The 16,929-nt window shown below is 69.7% G+C and carries 17 protein-coding genes; 12 read left to right on the top strand and 5 right to left on the bottom strand.

All coding sequences use genetic code 11. The features are described 5' to 3' along the window. Window positions 1-109: 109 nt before the first annotated feature. From AC1DCT_RS16255 to AC1DCT_RS16310, 12 genes are all read left to right on the top strand, one after another. Window positions 110-1,222 carry a BMP family lipoprotein gene (locus AC1DCT_RS16255; RefSeq protein ID WP_440733341.1) on the top strand — a complete coding sequence of 371 codons (1,113 nt, stop codon included), beginning with the start codon at window positions 110-112 and terminating at the stop codon, window positions 1,220-1,222. 113 nt (window positions 1,223-1,335) lie between these two features. Then, a complete protein-coding gene (locus tag AC1DCT_RS16260) occupies window positions 1,336-2,850 on the top strand; it encodes an ABC transporter ATP-binding protein (RefSeq protein WP_477230871.1) in 1,515 nt (504 codons plus the stop codon). Next, window positions 2,847-4,205, top strand: coding sequence for an ABC transporter permease (locus AC1DCT_RS16265; protein WP_477230870.1), 1,359 nt, complete (start codon window positions 2,847-2,849; stop codon window positions 4,203-4,205). Before AC1DCT_RS16260 ends, AC1DCT_RS16265 begins: the two co-directional genes overlap by 4 nt. After that, on the top strand, window positions 4,202-5,488 hold the full coding sequence (locus tag AC1DCT_RS16270; RefSeq protein WP_440733338.1) for an ABC transporter permease: 1,287 nt from the start codon (window positions 4,202-4,204) through the stop codon (window positions 5,486-5,488). The genes AC1DCT_RS16265 and AC1DCT_RS16270 overlap by 4 nt, the downstream gene beginning before the upstream one ends. Window positions 5,489-5,499: 11 nt before the next feature. Continuing rightward, a complete protein-coding gene (locus AC1DCT_RS16275; RefSeq protein ID WP_440733337.1) occupies window positions 5,500-5,895 on the top strand; it encodes a cytidine deaminase in 396 nt (131 codons plus the stop codon). Continuing rightward, the gene (locus AC1DCT_RS16280; protein ID WP_477430348.1) at window positions 5,892-7,187 is read left to right on the top strand and encodes a thymidine phosphorylase; all 1,296 of its coding nucleotides are present in this window, start codon (window positions 5,892-5,894) and stop codon (window positions 7,185-7,187) included. Before AC1DCT_RS16275 ends, AC1DCT_RS16280 begins: the two co-directional genes overlap by 4 nt. A 98-nt stretch (window positions 7,188-7,285) precedes the next feature. Beyond that, entirely contained in the window at window positions 7,286-8,401 is a 1,116-nt protein-coding gene (locus AC1DCT_RS16285) for an adenosine deaminase (RefSeq protein ID WP_440733335.1), read from the top strand. After that, window positions 8,394-9,272 (top strand): carbohydrate kinase family protein, encoded by an 879-nt coding sequence (locus AC1DCT_RS16290; protein ID WP_441977230.1) that lies wholly within the window; start codon window positions 8,394-8,396, stop codon window positions 9,270-9,272. The genes AC1DCT_RS16285 and AC1DCT_RS16290 overlap by 8 nt, the downstream gene beginning before the upstream one ends. Further along, window positions 9,259-9,672 (top strand): DMT family transporter, encoded by a 414-nt coding sequence (locus AC1DCT_RS16295; protein ID WP_440733333.1) that lies wholly within the window; start codon window positions 9,259-9,261, stop codon window positions 9,670-9,672. Before AC1DCT_RS16290 ends, AC1DCT_RS16295 begins: the two co-directional genes overlap by 14 nt. After that, the gene (locus tag AC1DCT_RS16300; RefSeq protein WP_440733332.1) at window positions 9,669-9,989 is read left to right on the top strand and encodes a DMT family transporter; all 321 of its coding nucleotides are present in this window, start codon (window positions 9,669-9,671) and stop codon (window positions 9,987-9,989) included. The genes AC1DCT_RS16295 and AC1DCT_RS16300 overlap by 4 nt, the downstream gene beginning before the upstream one ends. Before the next feature lie 39 nt (window positions 9,990-10,028). Continuing rightward, window positions 10,029-10,466, top strand: coding sequence for a VOC family protein (locus AC1DCT_RS16305; protein WP_477430349.1), 438 nt, complete (start codon window positions 10,029-10,031; stop codon window positions 10,464-10,466). Between the two features lie 112 nt (window positions 10,467-10,578). Then, window positions 10,579-12,246: a serine hydrolase gene (locus tag AC1DCT_RS16310; protein WP_477430350.1), complete on the top strand. Its 1,668-nt coding sequence runs from the start codon at window positions 10,579-10,581 to the stop codon at window positions 12,244-12,246. Window positions 12,247-12,267: 21 nt separating this feature from the next. On the opposite strand, the gene AC1DCT_RS16315 is transcribed toward AC1DCT_RS16310, so the two are convergent. The 5 genes from AC1DCT_RS16315 to AC1DCT_RS16335 all read right to left on the bottom strand — a co-directional run bounded on the left by AC1DCT_RS16315 (window position 12,268) and on the right by AC1DCT_RS16335 (window position 16,918). Next, a complete protein-coding gene (locus tag AC1DCT_RS16315; RefSeq protein ID WP_477430351.1) occupies window positions 12,268-13,221 on the bottom strand; it encodes an NAD-dependent epimerase/dehydratase family protein in 954 nt (317 codons plus the stop codon). 100 nt (window positions 13,222-13,321) lie between these two features. After that, window positions 13,322-14,665 (bottom strand): flavin-containing monooxygenase, encoded by a 1,344-nt coding sequence (locus tag AC1DCT_RS16320; protein WP_477430352.1) that lies wholly within the window; start codon window positions 14,663-14,665, stop codon window positions 13,322-13,324. 33 nt (window positions 14,666-14,698) lie between these two features. Beyond that, entirely contained in the window at window positions 14,699-15,286 is a 588-nt protein-coding gene (locus AC1DCT_RS16325; protein WP_477430353.1) for a GNAT family N-acetyltransferase, read from the bottom strand. 52 nt (window positions 15,287-15,338) lie between these two features. Beyond that, window positions 15,339-16,487 carry a mannitol-1-phosphate 5-dehydrogenase gene (locus AC1DCT_RS16330; RefSeq protein ID WP_477430354.1) on the bottom strand — a complete coding sequence of 383 codons (1,149 nt, stop codon included), beginning with the start codon at window positions 16,485-16,487 and terminating at the stop codon, window positions 15,339-15,341. Then, window positions 16,487-16,918 (bottom strand): PTS mannitol transporter subunit IIA, encoded by a 432-nt coding sequence (locus tag AC1DCT_RS16335; protein ID WP_441977223.1) that lies wholly within the window; start codon window positions 16,916-16,918, stop codon window positions 16,487-16,489. The genes AC1DCT_RS16330 and AC1DCT_RS16335 overlap by 1 nt, the downstream gene beginning before the upstream one ends. Between the last annotated feature and the right edge of the window lie 11 nt (window positions 16,919-16,929).

Below are 16,929 nucleotides of genomic sequence, written 5' to 3' on the forward strand. Positions count from 1 at the left end.
TTTGTAACCATTGACTCCAGCGACACGGACGAGGATGCCCGATCTTCGTCATAGTCGGTAACTTTCAAGTGACCCGCGATGGCCGCGGGCTCGTTTTCTGGAGGCCCGTGTGACCATCACCAAGAAGCTGATCGGCGCGACCATCGCCGCCGGTGTCATCGTCGCCCTCGCAGGTTGCGGATCCGCTCCTGCTCCGGCGAGCTCGAGCGGCGGTGCCAAGCCGGCCGACGCGAACTTCAAGCCCTGCCTCGTCTCCGACAGCGGCGGCTTCAACGACAAGTCCTTCAACGAGTCGGCCAAGATCGGCATGGACAAGGCGGCCAAGACCCTCGGCGTGAAGGCCCTCGAGGTCGAGTCGAAGTCGGACAACGACTACAAGAGCAACATCGACTCGCTGATCTCCGGCAAGTGCACCATGATCATCGGCGTCGGCTTCAAGCTCGACGCCGCGATCTCCACCGCCGCGCAGGCGAACCCGAAGATCAACTTCGGCATCATCGACTCGCTGGCCGACACCAACAACGACGGCAAGCCGGACGCGCCGAACATCAAGCCGATCCTCTTCGACACCGCCCAGGCCGCGTACCTCGGCGGCTACGCCGCAGCGGCATGGTCGGCGCAGGAGGGCGCCAACAAGGTCGGCACCTTCGGCGGAATGAAGATCCCGCCGGTGACGATCTTCATGGACGGCTTCGTCGACGGCGTCAAGAAGTACGACGAGGACAAGGGCGGAAACGTCGCCTCGGTCGGCTGGGACAAGGCCGCGCAGGACGGTTCGTTCACCGGCGCCTTCGCCGCGAACGACACCGCCAAGCAGACCGCGAACTCGATCCTGGGTCAGGGCGTCGACGTGATCTTCCCGGTCGGCGGTCCGATCTACCTCTCGGCCAGCGCTGCGATCAAGGACAGCGGCAAGAAGACGGTCATGCTCGGCGTCGACTCCGACCTCGCCGCGGCTGACCCGTCCGTCGCCGACCAGATCCTGGTCTCGGTCATGAAGCGCATCGACGACGCGGTCAACACCACGGTCCTCGACGCTGCCAAGGGCAGCTTCGACCCGACCCCGTACGTCGGCACGCTCCAGAACAACGGCGTGGGCCTGTCCTCGTTCCACGACTTCGAGAGCAAGCTCCCGAAGGGCCTGACCGACGAGCTGAAGGCGCTGCAGGACAAGATCATCAAGGGCGACATCAAGGTCGAATCGGCCGCGTCCCCGAAGTAACCCCCTCTGACGCGGGGCGCTCCGATCCCGCCATCGTCGCCGACCGGCGCGATGGCGGGATCCGGCGCCCCGCGCTCTTCTTGAGTCCCCCCTTCCCGGATAGGGTCACAGTTATGAAGCTCGAGCTCCGCGGCATCACCAAGCGCTTCGGATCCCTGGTCGCCAACGACCACATCGACGTGGTCGTCGAACCTGGCGAGATCCACGCCCTGCTGGGCGAGAACGGGGCCGGCAAGTCGACCCTGATGAACGTCCTCTACGGCCTGTATCAGGCCGACGAGGGCGAGATCCTGCTCGACGGCGTGCCGCAGCACTTCCGCGGCCCCGGCGATGCGATGGCGGCCGGCATCGGCATGGTGCACCAGCACTTCATGCTCATCCCGGTGTTCACCGTCGCAGAGAACGTCATGCTCGGGCACGAGCAGTCCAAGGCGCTCGGCGTGCTGGACATCGCGGCGGCGCGCGATCACGTGCGCGAGGTCGCCTCGCGGTTCGGGTTCGAGGTCGATCCGGACGCGATCGTGGGGGACCTGCCGGTCGGCGTGCAGCAGCGCGTGGAGATCATCAAGGCTCTGAGCCGTGACGCGAAGGTGCTCGTGTTCGACGAGCCGACCGCGGTGCTCACCCCTCAAGAGACCGACGAGCTCATGGAGATCATGAAGCAGCTGCGCGACGAGGGCACAGCGATCGTGTTCATCACGCACAAGCTTCGCGAGGTTCGCGCGATCGCCGACAAGATCACCGTGATCCGTCTGGGCCGGGTGGTCGGCGAGGCCGACCCGAAGTCCTCGAACACCGAGCTCGCCTCGATGATGGTGGGGCGCGCGGTCGAGTTGACGGTGCACAAGGATCCGCCCAAGATCGGCGAAGGCGGGCTGCACGTCAAGGGCCTGCGTGTGATCGCGCCGGACGGCGTCGTCGTGGTCGACGACATCAGCTTCGATGTGCGCCCGGGCGAGGTGCTGGCCGTCGCCGGCGTGCAGGGCAACGGGCAGACCGAGCTGGCCGAGGCGATCATGGGACTGGGTGCGCGCTCTACCGGATCCATCTCGCTCGACGGCATGGAGCTGATCGGCCGCAACGTGCACCAGGTGCTCGAGGCCGGCGTCGGGTTCGTCCCGGAGGACCGCAACGAGGATGGTCTCGTGGGCGCATTCTCCGTCGCGGAGAACCTCATCCTCGACCGCTCCGATGACCCCGCTTTCACCCGCTTCGGGACCATCATGCGCGGCGTGCTCGACACGTTCGCGAAGGAGCGCATCGTGGAGTTCGACATCCGCACGCAGGGACCGGGCCAGGCGGCTGGATCCCTGTCGGGCGGCAACCAGCAGAAGGTCGTCATCGCGCGCGAGCTCAACCGCGACCTCAAGCTGCTGCTCGCCTCGCAGCCCACGCGCGGCGTGGACGTCGGATCCATCGAGTTCATCCACAAGCGCATCGTCGAGACCCGCGACTCCGGCATCCCGGTGATCGTGGTGTCGACCGAACTGGACGAGGTCACCGCCCTCGCCGACCGCATCGCGGTCATGTACCGCGGCCGCATCGTCGGCATCGTCCCGGGGGACACCCCGCGCGACGTGCTCGGCCTGATGATGGCCGGCGAGAACCCCACGGAGGCAGCCGCATGAGCAACGAATCCGCGCCCACCTCCGGCACGCCGGCACCCGAGCCCGCGCCCAGCGCGGACGGCGGTCCGGTCGCGCCCGCACCTCAACCGCCGATGACCCGCAACATCCAGGAGATCCCGGTCTCGAACCGTGTGCTCCGGGAGATCCTGCGCGGGAGCGCGGTCACCACGGTGCTGGCGATCCTCCTGGCGCTCATCGTCGGCGGGGTGCTGATCGCCGTCACCAACCCCGATGTGCAGGCGGCGGCCGGGTACTTCTTCGCGCGTCCCACCGACACGCTGGGCGCCGCCTGGAGCGCAGTGATCGGCGCCTATTCCGCGCTGTTCAACGGATCGATCATCGACTTCGGAGCCAGCGACTTCTGGTCCGCCGTGAGGCCGCTCGGCAACACGATCTCCTTCGCCGCGCCGCTCATCGCCGCCGGCCTCGGCATCGCGGTGGCGTTCCGCGTCGGCCTGTTCAACATCGGCGCCCGCGGCCAGATGCTCATCGCCTGCGCGGCGGCGGCGCTCGTGACGTTCCAGCTGAACCTGCCTGCGATCATCCAGATCCCGCTCACCCTGATCGTCGGCATCGCCGCTGGGGCGCTCTGGGGCGGGCTCGTGGGCCTGCTGAAGGCACGCACCGGTGCGCACGAGGTCATCCTCACGATCATGCTCAATTACGTCGCGTTCTACTTCGTGACGTGGATGGTGCAGGTGCCGCAGCTGCTGCAGCGGCCTGGTCAGATTCAGCCGATCTCCCGACCCACCCCTCCGAGCGCGATTCTGCCCAAGCTCCCCGGACTCGACCTGATCGACTGGGGCTTCCCGATCGTGATCGTCGCGACGCTGTTCGTGTGGTGGTTGGTCGAGCGGTCCGGTCTCGGCTTCCGGATGCGCGCCGTGGGGGAGAACCCCAATGCGGCACGGGCCGCGGGGATCAGCGTCCCGCGCGTCTACATCTACGCGATGCTGTTCTCCGGGGGACTTGCCGGCCTGGCCGGCATGTTCCAGATCCAGAGCACGATCACGAGCGGCTTCGACGGCGGCATCGACGCCGGTATCGGCTTCACCGCCATCACGGTGGCGCTGCTCGGGCGCAGCCGTGCGTGGGGCACGTTCTGGGCCGGACTGCTGTTCGGCGCGCTGAAGGCGGGTTCGTTCCCGATGCAGGCGCTCCAGTCGATCCCCGTCGACATCGTGCTCGTGGTGCAGTCGCTGATCGTGCTGTTCATCGCGGCGCCGCCGCTGATCCGCACCATCTTCTTCCTGCCCAAGGACGACTCGGAGCGCTCGCAGCGTTCCAAGGCGCGGATCGCGCGCCGGGCGGCCAAGAACTCCGATTCCTCCGACACGAAGGCGGCGGCAGCATGAGCACCTCCCTCACCTCGGCACCCGTGCTCGACGCGCCCACCGTCGTCAAGGTCCGCTCGCTGAAGGTCCCGATCACGCTGCTGGCGATCGTCGCCCTGCTTGGGTTGCTGTTCCTGTTCGTGCCCCGCTACGGGACCACGACGTTCCGCCTGTCCGAGGCGAGCGCAGTGATCCGCCTCGGCGACGTCGCCGTCCCCGCGGGACCGGTGCTCTGGACCACGTGGGTGATCGCAGTAGGACTCGGCGTGCTGGCACTGATCGCCGCGCTGCAGTACCGGAAGATCCCCCTGTGGGTGCCGATCGTGTACGCGGTGCTCGCGATGACCGCGTTCCTCACCTGGGCGGGTGCGGGTGCAGCGGGCGCGATTACGCTCACCGGCCTGCTCGGAGGATCCATCTCGCTCGCGGTGCCGCTCGTCTTCGGTGCCCTCGCCGGGGTGATCGGCGAGCGCGCCGGTGTCGTCAACGTCGCGATCGAGGGACAGTTCCTGCTCGGCGCATTCACGGCGACGATCCTCGGCTCTCTCACGCACAACCCGTTCGTGGGTCTCATCGGTGCGATGCTGGGCGGCATCCTGATCTCGCTCGTGCTGGGCGCGTTCGCGATCAAGTACCTCGTCGACCAGGTCATCGTCGGCGTGGTCCTCAACGTCTTCGCCTCGGGCCTGACCGGCTTCCTGTATCAGGGCGTGCTCGCGCCGAACGCGCAGACGCTGAACAGCCCTACCCGGTTCTCGCTGATCAAGATCCCGGTCCTGGGCGATATCCCCGTGATCGGCCCTGCTCTGTTCAACCAGACCTTCCTCGTCTACCTGATGTACGTCGTGGTCGCGCTGGTGGCCTGGGGCATGTACCGCACCCGCTGGGGCCTGCGCGTGCGCGCCGTCGGCGAGCACCCGCACGCGGCGGACACCGTCGGTATCAAGGTGAACCCGACGCGGTTCTGGAACCTGCAGCTCGCCGGAGCGATCGCCGGCATCGGCGGCGCCTACTTCACCCTGGTCTCGGTGCCGCAGTTCACCAAGGACATGACGGCGGGGCTCGGTTTCATCGCGCTCGCCGCGGTGATCTTCGGGCGCTGGGATCCGGTGCGCGCGGCGCTCGCTGCGCTGCTGTTCGGTTTCGCGACGAACCTGCAGAACCTGCTCGCGGTGCTGCGCACGCCCATCCCCGGCGAGTTCATGCTGATGCTGCCGTACGTGGTGACGATCCTCGCGGTCGTCGGGTTCGTGGGGCAGATCAAGGCCCCCGCGGCCGACGGCAAGCCGTACATCAAGTCCTAGGAGGGCGTTTCATGGACATCGACTGGGATGAGCTGCGCCGCGTCGCCGACGAAGCACAGCACAAGGCTTACGCGCCGTACTCGCACTACCGCGTGGGCGCTGCCGCGCTCGTCGACGACGGACGGATCGTCTCCGGCTGCAACGTCGAGAACGCCTCCTACGGCGTCACCCTGTGCGCCGAGTGCGCGATGGTGGGCGATCTGTTCATGTCGGGCGGAGGACGCCTCGTCGCGTTCCTCTGCGTGAACGGCGAGGGCGACACGATCATGCCGTGCGGCCGCTGCCGGCAGCTGCTGTACGAGCACTCCGCGCCGGGGATGCTGCTGGAGACCGTGTCCGGGATCAGGACCATCGACGAAGTGCTGCCCGACGCGTTCGGGCCGAGAGATCTGGAGAACGTCCGATGAGTGCGGTCGAGCCTTTCGACGCGGTGGATGTCATCCGTGCCAAGCGCGACGGCGGGACCGTGCCCGAGCCGGCACTGCGCTGGATGGTCGACGCCTACACGCGCGGCTACGTCACGGATCCGCAGATGGCCTCGTTCGCGATGGCGGTCTTCCAGCGCGGCATGGAGCGCGACGAGATCCGCGTGCTCACCGACGCCATGATCGCGTCCGGGGAGCGGATGAGCTTCGCCGCCCTCGGCAAGAAGACCGTCGACAAGCACTCCACGGGCGGCGTGGGAGACAAGATCACGCTCCCGCTGGCCCCGCTCGTGGCCTGCTTCGGCGTGGCGGTGCCGCAGCTGAGCGGCCGTGGGCTCGGCCACACCGGCGGCACCCTGGACAAGCTCGAATCGATCCCCGGCTGGCGTGCCGCACTCAGCAACGAGGAGATGTTCGCGCAGCTGCAGGGTGACGTGGGCGCGGTGATCTGCGCGGCCGGATCCGGTCTCGCTCCTGCCGACAAGAAGCTCTATGCGCTGCGCGACGTCACCGGCACGGTCGAGGCGATCCCGCTGATCGCCTCGAGCATCATGTCCAAGAAGATCGCCGAGGGCACCGACGCGCTGGTGCTGGACGTGAAGTTCGGATCCGGCGCCTTCATGCAGGACATCGATCGCGCTCGCGAACTCGCCCGCACCATGGTGGCGCTCGGCACCGACTCCGGTGTGCAGACCACCGCGCTCCTCACGGACATGAACGTGCCGCTGGGCCTCGCGATCGGCAATGCGAACGAGGTCCGCGAATCGGTCGAGGTGCTCGCCGGAGGCGGCCCCGCGGACATCCGGGAGCTCACGATCGCGCTCGCCCGGGAGATGCTGGCGCTCAGCGGACAGCCCGACGCCGACGTGGAGAAGGCGCTGGACGACGGCCGCGCGATGGACTCGTGGAAGGCCATGATCCGGGCGCAGGACGGCGACCCCGACGCGGCTCTGCCGACCCCACGCGAGACGCACACCGTGACCGCCGCATCGGACGGATTCGTGACCCGCATGGACGCGCTGCCGTTCGGCATCGGCGCCTGGCGCCTGGGAGCGGGCCGCGCCCGCGCGGAGGATGCGGTGGTGTTCGCCGCGGGCATCGACCTGCACGTGAAGCCCGGCGATGCCGTGCGCGCCGGCGACCCGGTGTTCACGCTGTCCGCCGACGACGCGGCGCGGTTCGACCGTGCGCTGGAGGCGGTCGACGGCGCGTGGGAGATCGGCGCAGAGCACATCGAGCGCGCGCCCCTCGTGCGCGAGCGCATCACGGCCTAGGCTGATTCCGGGCGCGGCGTCTGCGCGGCGCCCTGTCCGGTTCCTCTCGGAACATCCCTGACGATTCCCATCGATCGACCGCTGAGGAAGGATCTGTCATGCCCATCGACGCGAACGGCGACCTGGAGGTCGAGGGTCTGTCCCTCCGGAGCCTCCCCAAGGTCTCGCTGCACGATCACCTCGACGGCGGAGTGCGCCCCGCCACGATCATCGAACTCGCCGACGCGGCGGGGATCGAACTGCCGCACACCGACCCGACCGGGCTCGCGATGTGGTTCCGCACCCAGGCGTCGGCCGGATCCCTGGTCGACTACCTGAAGACGTTCGATGTCTCCCTCTCCGTGATGCAGAGCGCCGAGAACCTGCGCCGCATCTCGCGCGAGTTCGTCGAGGACCTGGTGCGCGACGGCGTCGTGTACGGCGAGGTGCGCTGGGCGCCCGAGCTGCACCTCGCGAACGGACTCAGCCTGCAGCAGGCGGTCGACGCCGTGCAGGACGGCATCGACGAGGCGGAGGACGCCGCGGAGAGCCGCGGCAAGAGCATCCGGGTGGGACAGCTGCTCTCCGCGATGCGTCAGACCGAGCGTGTGCGCGAGATCGCCGAACTCGCCGTCGCCAACAGGGATCGCGGCGTGGTCGGCTTCGACACCGCGGGCCCCGAGGCGGGGTACCCGTCCTCGCGCTACCGGGAGACCTTCGAGTACCTGGCCGGGCAGATGTTCCCCACGACCGTGCACGCGGGCGAGGCTGCGGGACCGGACTCGATCCGCTCCGCGCTGGTCGACGGCCGCGCGCTGCGCCTCGGTCACGGCGTGCGGATCGCCGAGGATCTGGAGATCGTCAACCGCGACGGCGAGGAGGTGCAGGTCCGCTTCGGCGATCTGGCGCGCTGGGTGCGCGACCGGGAGATTCCGCTCGAGCTCTCGCCGTCGTCCAACCTGCAGACCGGCGCGATCGCCGCCTGGGGGACCGAGTTCGCGGACCATCCGTTCGATCTGCTCTACCAGCTGGGCTTCGCGGTGACCGTGAACGTCGACAACCGCACGATGAGCGCGACCTCGCTGACGCGGGAGATGGCGCTGCTCGTCGACGCGTTCGGCTACGACCTCGAGGACCTCGAGTCCTTCCAGTTCAACGCCGCCGCCGGTGCGTTCCTCCCCGTCGAGGAGCGGGAGGAGCTGGTCGAGCTGATCGCCGAGGGCTTCGATGAGTGAAGCCCCCGATGCGGGGCGGGTCGCCGTCGTCGGGGCGGTGTCGTGGAACACGATCGTGCTGCTGGACCGGCTGCCGGAGCCGACGCCGCACATGCAGTTCGCGGAGGCGGACTGGCAGACAGTCGGCGGAACGAGCGCCGGCAAGGCGCTGAGTCTGCACGGACTCGGGCGCGCCGTGTCCCTGCGCGCGCGGGTCGGCCGCGACGCGGCGGGACTGCGGATCCGCGATGCGCTCGGAAGAGCCGGGGTGCCCCTGCTGGGCCTCCGCGAGGCCACCGTCTCCGAACGCCATCTGAACCTCATGACGGATGCCGGCGAGCGGGTCTCGGTGTTCCTGTCATCGCCCGAGCTCGCCCCGGGGTGGGAGGACCTCGCCGGCGATGAGCCCGCGCTCGCCGGCGCCGCCGCGATCGTGCTCGACCTCTCCGCCGAGGGGCTCGCCGCGATCGACGAGGCGCGCACGGCCGGGGCCCCGATCTGGGTCGATCTGCACGACTACGACGGAACCGCGACGTTCCACCGGCCATTCGTCGCCGCTGCGGACGTGATCTTCTGCAACGCCGACCGGCTTTCGGATCCCGAGGGCTTCCTGCGCGACTGCATCGACGCGGGGGCCTCCCTCGCCGTCTGCACGCTCGGGGCCGACGGCGCGATCGCCGTCGATGGCGAAGGCGCGCTGCATCGCGTGGCGGCGGTGCCGGTCGACGTCGTCGACACCAATGGCGCCGGCGATGCCTTCTTCGCCGGCGTGCTCGATGCGACGCTGGCGGGCCATGCGGTGGACGACGCGCTGGCGGCCGGCGCCGCGAACGCCGCGCGGACGCTGCGCTCCCGGCATCTGCACCCGCTGCTCGACGATGTCCTCGCCTGAGCCGGCGGGCCAGGCCCCTGATGCCGGGGCCGGTGGTCGTCACCTGCCCAGCGCCTGGCCGCCCCTGCTGCTCGCGATCGTGTTGGAGGTCAGTGCGACGCTCAGCCTGCGAGCGGTGTCGACGGGCGGATCCTGGTGGTGGCTGTGCGTGGTCGTGCTCGGGTACGGCGGGTCGTTCTGGCTGCTCGGGATCGTGCTCACCCGCGGCATGCCCGTGGGCGTGGCCTACGGCATCTGGTCCGCGATCGGCGTGGCGCTCACCGCGCTCGCTGCGGCGGCGCTGTTCGCCGAGGCGCTGAGCCCGCTCTCCCTCGTCGGGCTCGGGGTGATCATCGCCGGCGTGCTGCTCGCCGAGTTGGGCACCAGGCACGCCCGCGGAGATACCGGGAGCGCCTCATGACCTGGCTGCTGCTGCTCGGCGCGATCGCCTCCGAAGTGACCGCCACCCTGAGCCTGCGCGCCTCCGAGGGCTTCCGCCGCCGTCGCCACATCCCGGCCATCGTCCTGGGCTACCTGGCCTCTTACGTGCTGCTGGGTGCGGTGCTGGCGCTGGGCATGCCGGTCGGCATCGCGTACGCGGTCTGGGCGGCGCTCGGCGTCGCCGCCACCGCCGTCCTCGGGCGCGTCCTGTTCCGCGATCACATCTCGGTCATGACCGCGATCGGTCTCGCCGTGATCGTCGGCGGCGTGATCCTGGTCGAAGCCGGCGCGCACTGACGCCGGGGCCCACGGACCGGGCGGCGTAGAGTGCGAGGCATGGCCATCCGCATGGACAACGTCGGCATCGCCGTCCGGGACCTCGAAGCGACCATCTCCTTCTTCACCGACCTCGGCCTCACCGTGCTGGGACGCGACACCGTGTCGGGCGATTGGGCAGACATCGCCGTCGGGCTCGACGGCAATCGCGCGAGGATCGCGGTGCTGCAGACGCCGGACGGGAACGGGCGCGTGGAGCTGTTCGAGTACATCCGCCCCGACGCGATCGAGACCGAGCCGACGCTCCCGAACGAGATCGGCATGCACCGCATCGCGTTCGCCGTCGACGACATCGACGAGGCGCTCGCGATCGCCGCCCGGCACGGCTGCTTCCCGCTGCGGGGCGTGGCGAACTATCAGGACGTGTACAAGCTGACCTACCTCCGCGGACCCAGCGGCATCCTGGTGATGTTCGCCCAGGACCTGCGGGCATCCTGACAAGTGGCGGAAGTCGACGGGAACGAATCGGTCTCAGCACGCGGTGACATCTTGCCCCGTGTGTTCCGCGCTCGCTAGCCTCACCGAGGGGGGTCGCGAGAAGAGGAGCGGCATGGCGCCCGCAAGGAACAGGACCGGTGCTGCGCGCCGGGGATCGCCGTTGATCGCCGCCTCGGTGACACTGCTGATGGTCGGTGCCGTGGCGGGATGCTCGGCGCCGCCGCAGGGCGGACAGTCGGTGCACGTGCAGACCGGGGCGGCGCCGAACCAGGACGTGATGCCGCTGTACACCGATCGCGCGACCGCCGTCGCCGCCGCACTGAAGAAGCTCCCGGCGCACGTCGCCGACGCGCTCAAGCGCACCGGTGTCCCCGGCGCCACGGTCGCCGTGGTCTCGAAGGGGAAGACCGTGTATGAGGGGGCGTTCGGAGTGCGTGACAAGCGCACCGGAGCCCCGGTCGACGTCAACACACTGTTCATGATCGCGTCGATGTCGAAGCCGATCTCGGCCACGATCGTCGCGCGGGCGATGACCGAGGATCCGAGCATCACCTGGAGCACCCCGATCAAGGATCTGATGCCGTCTATGACGTTCAACGATCCGTACGTCACGGCGAACGCGACGATCGGCGACGCCTTCGCGCACCGCACCGGCATCCCGACCGGCGGCGGCGACGAGCTCGAAGATCTCGGCTTCGACCGCGACTACATCCTGGCGCACCTGAACCAGATCCCGCTCGCGCCCTTCCGCACGACGTACCAGTACTCGAACTTCGGGCTCACCACCGGCGCGGTGGCCGTCGCCGCCTCCCGGCACGAGACCTGGGAGCAGACGGCGAAGGAGCTGCTGTTCGACCCGCTCGGGATGACCTCCACCACCTCCTCGCATGCCGAGTTCCTCGCCACGCGCGACCGGGCCGTGCAGCACGCGCGGATCGGGGCGGGCGACTTCGAACCGCTGTTCGACCGCGACCCCGATGCGGAGGCGCCGGCCGGCGGCGTGGCGTCGACGGCGGGGGACGTGGCCAAGTGGATGGCGGTGGTCCTGGACGACGGCAAACTCGCCGGAAAGGACTTCATCGATCCCGCGCCGCTCACCCAGGCGTTCTCGGCGCAGATCGTGAACTCCCGGAACAGCGCGCTCGACCAGCGGCCCGGGCACTACGGATTCGGCAGCAACGTCGGGTCGGGCGCCGGCGGACGGGTCGTGCTGAGCCACTCCGGCGGGTTCGAGCTCGGTACCGCGACCGCCGAGGCGATGGTCCCGGATCTCGACCTGGGCATCGTCGTGCTCACGAACGGGGCGCCCATCGGCGTGCCGGAGGCGGTGAACCAGCAGTTCCTCGACGATGTGCTCTACGGCGCGCAGACGCGCGACTGGGTGAAGGCGTACGGTGGCGTCTTCGCGCATTACAACGCTCCTGTCGGCGACCTGGCCGGCGAGAAGCCGCCGGCCGGCGCTGCGCCGCAGGCACCGGACGCCGACTATGTCGGCACCTACACGAGCCCGTACCTCGGCACCCTCACGATCACGTCCTCCGGCGGAAAGCTGCACGGGGCGATGGGGCCCACGGGCGGTTACACGTTCGACATCGACCCGTGGGACGGAGACACCCTGTCGTTCGCGCCGACAGGGGAGGGCGCGCCTCCGGGATCCCTCTCCTCGGCCGTGTTCACGCGTGCGGGCGGGGCCGTGCACGGCGTGACGCTGGCGTACTTCGACAAGTTCGCGCAGGTGCCGCAGCCGTCGGGCCTCGGGGTGTTCACGAAGACCGGCTGAAGGGCCGCCGCGTGGTGACGGTCAGCCGGTGTGCACGACGTCCGGGTGCGTGCGCAGGTACTCCTCGAACGCCTCGGCCGAGGTGAGTCGCGGCGTGTAGCCGAACTCGTGCTTCAGGCGATCGTTGCGCAGCACCGGCCGGTATCGCAGGAAGCGGATCTTCTCCGGACCGTGCTGCGTCAGACGCAGGGCGCTGCCGACCGCGAGGGCTATCGCCAGAAGCGGCGCCGGGATCGTCAGCAGCGGCTTGCGCAGCCGACGAGCGATCTGCGGCACGGTCAGAGCCCCGTCGCCCGCCACGTTGTAGATGCCGGCGGGCCCGTCGCCCAGCGCCGCACGCACCATCGCCGCGGCCACGTCGTCGACCCAGACGAACACGAAGGGGGAGTCGGATCCGGCGATGTGCAGGATCCGCTTCGCATCCCACAGTGCGGTGATCTGGTTGCGCACGGTGGGTCCCAGGATCGTGCCGATCCGGAAGACGACCTGCTCCAGCGCCGGATGCGTGGTGCGTGCAGCCGCGAGCATCTCCTCGACCATGCGCTTGTGCCGCGAATAGGGGAACTCGTCGTTGCCGCGCAGCGCGTCGGTCTCGTCGATCCAGTCCGGATTGTCGGGATGGTACCCGTACGCGGCGCCCGAGCTCGAGACCACGAGGCGGCGCACACCGGACTCCACGCATGCGGCCAGCACATTGGAGGAGCCCTGGACGTCGACGCGGAACTCGCCCTGCACGTCGCGGCCGGGGTTGACGATCGCGGCCAGGTGCACGACCGTGTCGACGCGATGCCGGCGCAGCAGTTCGGGCAGCCCGAGCGGATCCGTGACGTCCACGGAGACCGAGACGACACCCGGCACCTCGGATTCGCGGAGGTCGCCGCAGATCACGACGTCGACATCCGGGTGGTCGGTGAGGAGGCTGGTGACCCTGGTGCCGAGGAAGCCGGCGCCGCCGGTGACCATGACGCGTCTCATCACTCTCCTGCCCGGACGGCTCGGCGGGAGGCATCGCCGGTGCGCGATCCCGTGCGGCGCGTGGTGTGCATGCCCCAGAGCGTAGCGACACATTCGAAGGTCATCGCCTTGCTCTCCCCGATGCCGTCGGCGCCGGGCCGTCGGCCAGGGCGGCCTTCTCGGTGCGCACGGCGCGCCGGTAGGCGTCCTTGTTGACGTAATACGACATGCGCGCGAGTCCGAGGTAGCGGTATCCGCCGGTGAGGTCGGGCCAGGAGCCGGTCGCGACCCGCTCCCGGAACGCCGCAGCGCGGGCCGGATCCGCGCTCTCCGCGGCGAGGTACGCGGCGATCAGCTCGGCCTGCTCGTAGCGGCCCTGCCAGCCGATGCCGCTGGCCTCGATCATGCCCATCATGTACAGGCCGTTGAACGACGGCGGGAACACGTTCAGGAACAGCCGGGGCGAGGCACCCCTCCAGTTCAGGTGCTCCCGGTCGACGAACGGGTAGTCCAGGGCGTAGCCGGTCGCGAGCAGGACGAGGTCGTAGTCGCCTGCCGTGCCGTCGCGAAAGCGCACGGTGCGGCCGTCGAAGCGATCGACGTCTGCGCGGATCCGCAGATCGCCCTGACCGAGATGGTTCAGCACGAGGGTGTTCACGATGGGGTGCGACTCGTAGATGCGGTAGTCGGGCTTGGGGAAGCCGAAGCGCACGGGGTCGCCGGTGAACGCCCGCAGCACCCGGGAGTCGATCGCCTGCTTGAGGCGTGCCGGCAGCGGCCTGCCCTGGTTGAGGGTGTCGCTGGGGCGGCCGAAGAGGTAGCGCGGCACGAAGTAGTAGCCGCGACGCACGCTCATGTCGACGCCGGCCGCGTGGTGCACGGCGTCCACCGCGATGTCGCAGCCGGAGTTGCCGGCGCCGATGATGAGCACCCGCCTGCCAGCGAGTTGCGCCGGATCCTTGTAGGCGCTGGTGTGCATGATCTCGCCCGTGAACTCTCCGGGGAAGGCCGGGACGTTCGGTGCGGCGAGCGTGCCGTTCGCGAGGATGACGCCGTCGTGGCGCCGGACGACGGACTCGGTCCCGCCGTCGTCGCCCCGTGCCGTGGCGTGCAGGATCCAGCCGTCGCCGTCGCGCTCTAGTCGGTCCACCCTGATGCCGAACCGGAACCGCTCACGCAACCCGAAGGCGTCGGCGTACTCGTCGAAGTACCGCTTGAGCACGCGATGGCCGGGGTAGTCGACGTCGCTGTCCATCGGGAATTCGGTGAACTCCGTCGTGGTGCGTGACGAGATCAGGTGCGCCGAGGAGTACACCGTGCTGCGAGGGTTCGTGATGTCCCAGAGCCCGCCGACGCCATGTGAGGCCTCGTATCCTGTGGCGTCGATACCGGTCTTCTGCAGCGCGCGCATGACGGCGAGTCCGGAGGGGCCGGCGCCGATCACGGCATATGACTTCGTCGTCATGCTCTCCTCATTCGCGCGCGGCGTGCCGGGTGCTCAGCGCCGACGATCGAGCCGCGCGTCGAGGCTGTTGCGGACCGCGGGCCACTCGTGGGGGAGGATCGAGTACACCACCGTGTCGCGGAAGGCGCCGTCGGCCCCAATGCGGTGGTTGCGCAGGATCCCGTCCAGCTTCGCCCCGAGCCGCTCGATCGCCGCGCGGGACTGCCGGTTGTGGAAGTGCGTGCAGAACTGCACGCGGATCGCGTCGCAGTGCTCGAAGGCGTGCCCCAGCAGCAGGCGCTTGGCGGAGGGGTTCACGGCCGTGCCGTGCACCTCGGGCGACAGCCACGTGTAGCCGATCTCGACGGTGCGGTTCGGCTGGTCGATGTCGCAGAACGTCGTCATGCCGACCGCGCGCCCGGTGTCCAGCCGCACGATCGCGAACGGGTTCATGGCGCCCTCGGCGGCCAGCGCACGGCGACGGGCGATCTCCGTGGGCACGCCTTCGGCGGACGGAACGGAGGTATACCAGCGGTCCTCGAGCCCTGCGGTCGCGGCGGCGAGATCGTCGGCGTGCTCGGGGGCGAGCGGCTCCAGTCGGACGAAGTCGTTCTCGAGGGTGACGGGGGCGAGGAAGTCCATGGCTCGAGCGTATCCGGCGGCGAGATCTGTCCCGGACTGCAGGGCGCTGTTGCTACCGGTCCTGGTGACGGGCGACCTCGTCGCGCACGGCTGCGAACAACGGATGCCCGGCGTCGAGACCGGTCACCTCGACGCTGAAAGCGTCGGCGTCCAGGGTGCGCAGCAGCTCCTGCAGCCGAACGGCCTCCTCGTCCTCGGGCGCGTCGAAGGAGAGCGCGGCGCCGACCGCGGCGACGAGCGCCGCCGTGCCGAGGCCACGCTCGGCGGCCTGTGCCGCCGGGCCGATGAACCGCTCGTGCCGGGAGAGCTTGCGCAGCGGCTGCCGGCCGACCCGGCGCACCGTATCGGGGAGGACGGGGTTGCGGAACCGGTCCAGGATCTTCGCGCGGTACTCGGCGAGCTCGGCCGGATCCAGCCCGTGCACCGTGGACAGCACGCTCGACGTCTCCTGCAGCGCCGCCTCGACGGCCGCTGCGGTCGCGGGATCCTCGAGTGCCTCGGCGATCGTGATCGCGCCGGCGCGCTCGCCGAAGTACGCGGTCGCGGCGTGACCCGTGTTGACGGTGAACAGTTTGCGCTCGATGTACGGGGCGAGATCGGCCACGAGATGGGCGCCCGGGATGTGCGGCGGGTCGTCGCCGAACGGCCCGCTCTCGATGGCCCACTCGAAGTAGGGCTCGACCGTCACGTCCACGCCCTGACCGGGCGCCTGCGCCGGGACGATCCTGTCGACGGCGGTGTTCGCGAAGACCGCGCGGGCGAGGAGGGCGGGTGCGTCCTCGCCCGCCGCGGTGGCGATCTCCGTGCGCAGCAGATCGGTGGCGCCGATCGCGTTCTCGCACGCCATGATCTGCAGCGGAGCCCGGCCCGCGTCGCGCAGTCGCAGCCCCGCCACGATCGTCGGCGCTACGAACCGCAGTACGGTCACCCCGACCGCGGTCGTGACGACGTCGGCGGTCGCGACGGCGGAGGCCGCCGCCTCGGGATCGGTGCGGCTGTCGACCGCACGGTAGCCCGTGACGACGTGGTCGACGCCCCCGGGACCCGCCTCGTGCACGGTGTACTCCGGCGCCGCGTTGATCGCGTTCACGAGATCGGCGGCCACGTCCGAGAACACCAGGTCGTACCCGCCCTCGTGCAGCAGCAGGCCGACGAAGCCGCGGCCGATGTTGCCCGCGCCGAAGTGCACCGCGACGGGCATCAGCCGTTCACCTCCGCGAGCATGCCGTACAGCTCTTCTGCGGACCCTGCGGCGGTGAGGCGGGCGACGTCATCCTCGTCGGAGAACAGGATCGCGATCTGCGACAGGATCTCCAGGTGCTCGTCGCCGCGCCCGGCGATGCCGATCACGAACGTCGCGGGGTCTCCTGCCCAGTCCACGCCGCCGTCGTAGCGCACGACGCAGAGCGCGGAGGCGAGGATCTCGTTCTTGGCCTCGTTCGTGCCGTGCGGGATGGCGAGTCCGTTGCCCATGTACGTCGACACGGTCTGCTCGCGCTGCCGCATGGCGTCGAGGTAGGCGGGCGTCACCGCGCCGGCCGCGACCAGGAGGCCCGCCGCCTCCTGCAGCGCCTCCTCCTGGGTGGCGGAACCGGTGTGGATACGGACGCGATCGGGGGTCAGGATGCTCATCTCGGGATTCC

This window comes from Microbacterium sp. 10L49 (assembly GCF_056395125.1).

Bases quoted from the DNA above. Each gene is read 5' to 3' on its own strand.
- AC1DCT_RS16325 (WP_477430353.1), bottom strand. From the start codon at position 15,286: ATGGACTTCCTCGCCCCCGTCACCCTCGAGAACGACTTCGTCCGACTG.
- AC1DCT_RS16270 (WP_440733338.1), top strand. From the start codon at position 4,202: ATGAGCACCTCCCTCACCTCGGCACCCGTGCTCGACGCGCCCACCGTC.
- AC1DCT_RS16305 (WP_477430349.1), top strand. From the start codon at position 10,029: ATGGCCATCCGCATGGACAACGTCGGCATCGCCGTCCGGGACCTCGAA.
- AC1DCT_RS16315 (WP_477430351.1), bottom strand. From the start codon at position 13,221: ATGAGACGCGTCATGGTCACCGGCGGCGCCGGCTTCCTCGGCACCAGG.
- AC1DCT_RS16280 (WP_477430348.1), top strand. From the start codon at position 5,892: ATGAGTGCGGTCGAGCCTTTCGACGCGGTGGATGTCATCCGTGCCAAG.
- AC1DCT_RS16300 (WP_440733332.1), top strand. From the start codon at position 9,669: ATGACCTGGCTGCTGCTGCTCGGCGCGATCGCCTCCGAAGTGACCGCC.
- AC1DCT_RS16285 (WP_440733335.1), top strand. From the start codon at position 7,286: ATGCCCATCGACGCGAACGGCGACCTGGAGGTCGAGGGTCTGTCCCTC.
- AC1DCT_RS16265 (WP_477230870.1), top strand. From the start codon at position 2,847: ATGAGCAACGAATCCGCGCCCACCTCCGGCACGCCGGCACCCGAGCCC.
- AC1DCT_RS16310 (WP_477430350.1), top strand. From the start codon at position 10,579: ATGGCGCCCGCAAGGAACAGGACCGGTGCTGCGCGCCGGGGATCGCCG.
- AC1DCT_RS16330 (WP_477430354.1), bottom strand. From the start codon at position 16,487: ATGCCCGTCGCGGTGCACTTCGGCGCGGGCAACATCGGCCGCGGCTTC.
- AC1DCT_RS16275 (WP_440733337.1), top strand. From the start codon at position 5,500: ATGGACATCGACTGGGATGAGCTGCGCCGCGTCGCCGACGAAGCACAG.
- AC1DCT_RS16260 (WP_477230871.1), top strand. From the start codon at position 1,336: ATGAAGCTCGAGCTCCGCGGCATCACCAAGCGCTTCGGATCCCTGGTC.
- AC1DCT_RS16320 (WP_477430352.1), bottom strand. From the start codon at position 14,665: ATGACGACGAAGTCATATGCCGTGATCGGCGCCGGCCCCTCCGGACTC.
- AC1DCT_RS16335 (WP_441977223.1), bottom strand. From the start codon at position 16,918: ATGAGCATCCTGACCCCCGATCGCGTCCGTATCCACACCGGTTCCGCC.
- AC1DCT_RS16295 (WP_440733333.1), top strand. From the start codon at position 9,259: ATGTCCTCGCCTGAGCCGGCGGGCCAGGCCCCTGATGCCGGGGCCGGT.
- AC1DCT_RS16290 (WP_441977230.1), top strand. From the start codon at position 8,394: ATGAGTGAAGCCCCCGATGCGGGGCGGGTCGCCGTCGTCGGGGCGGTG.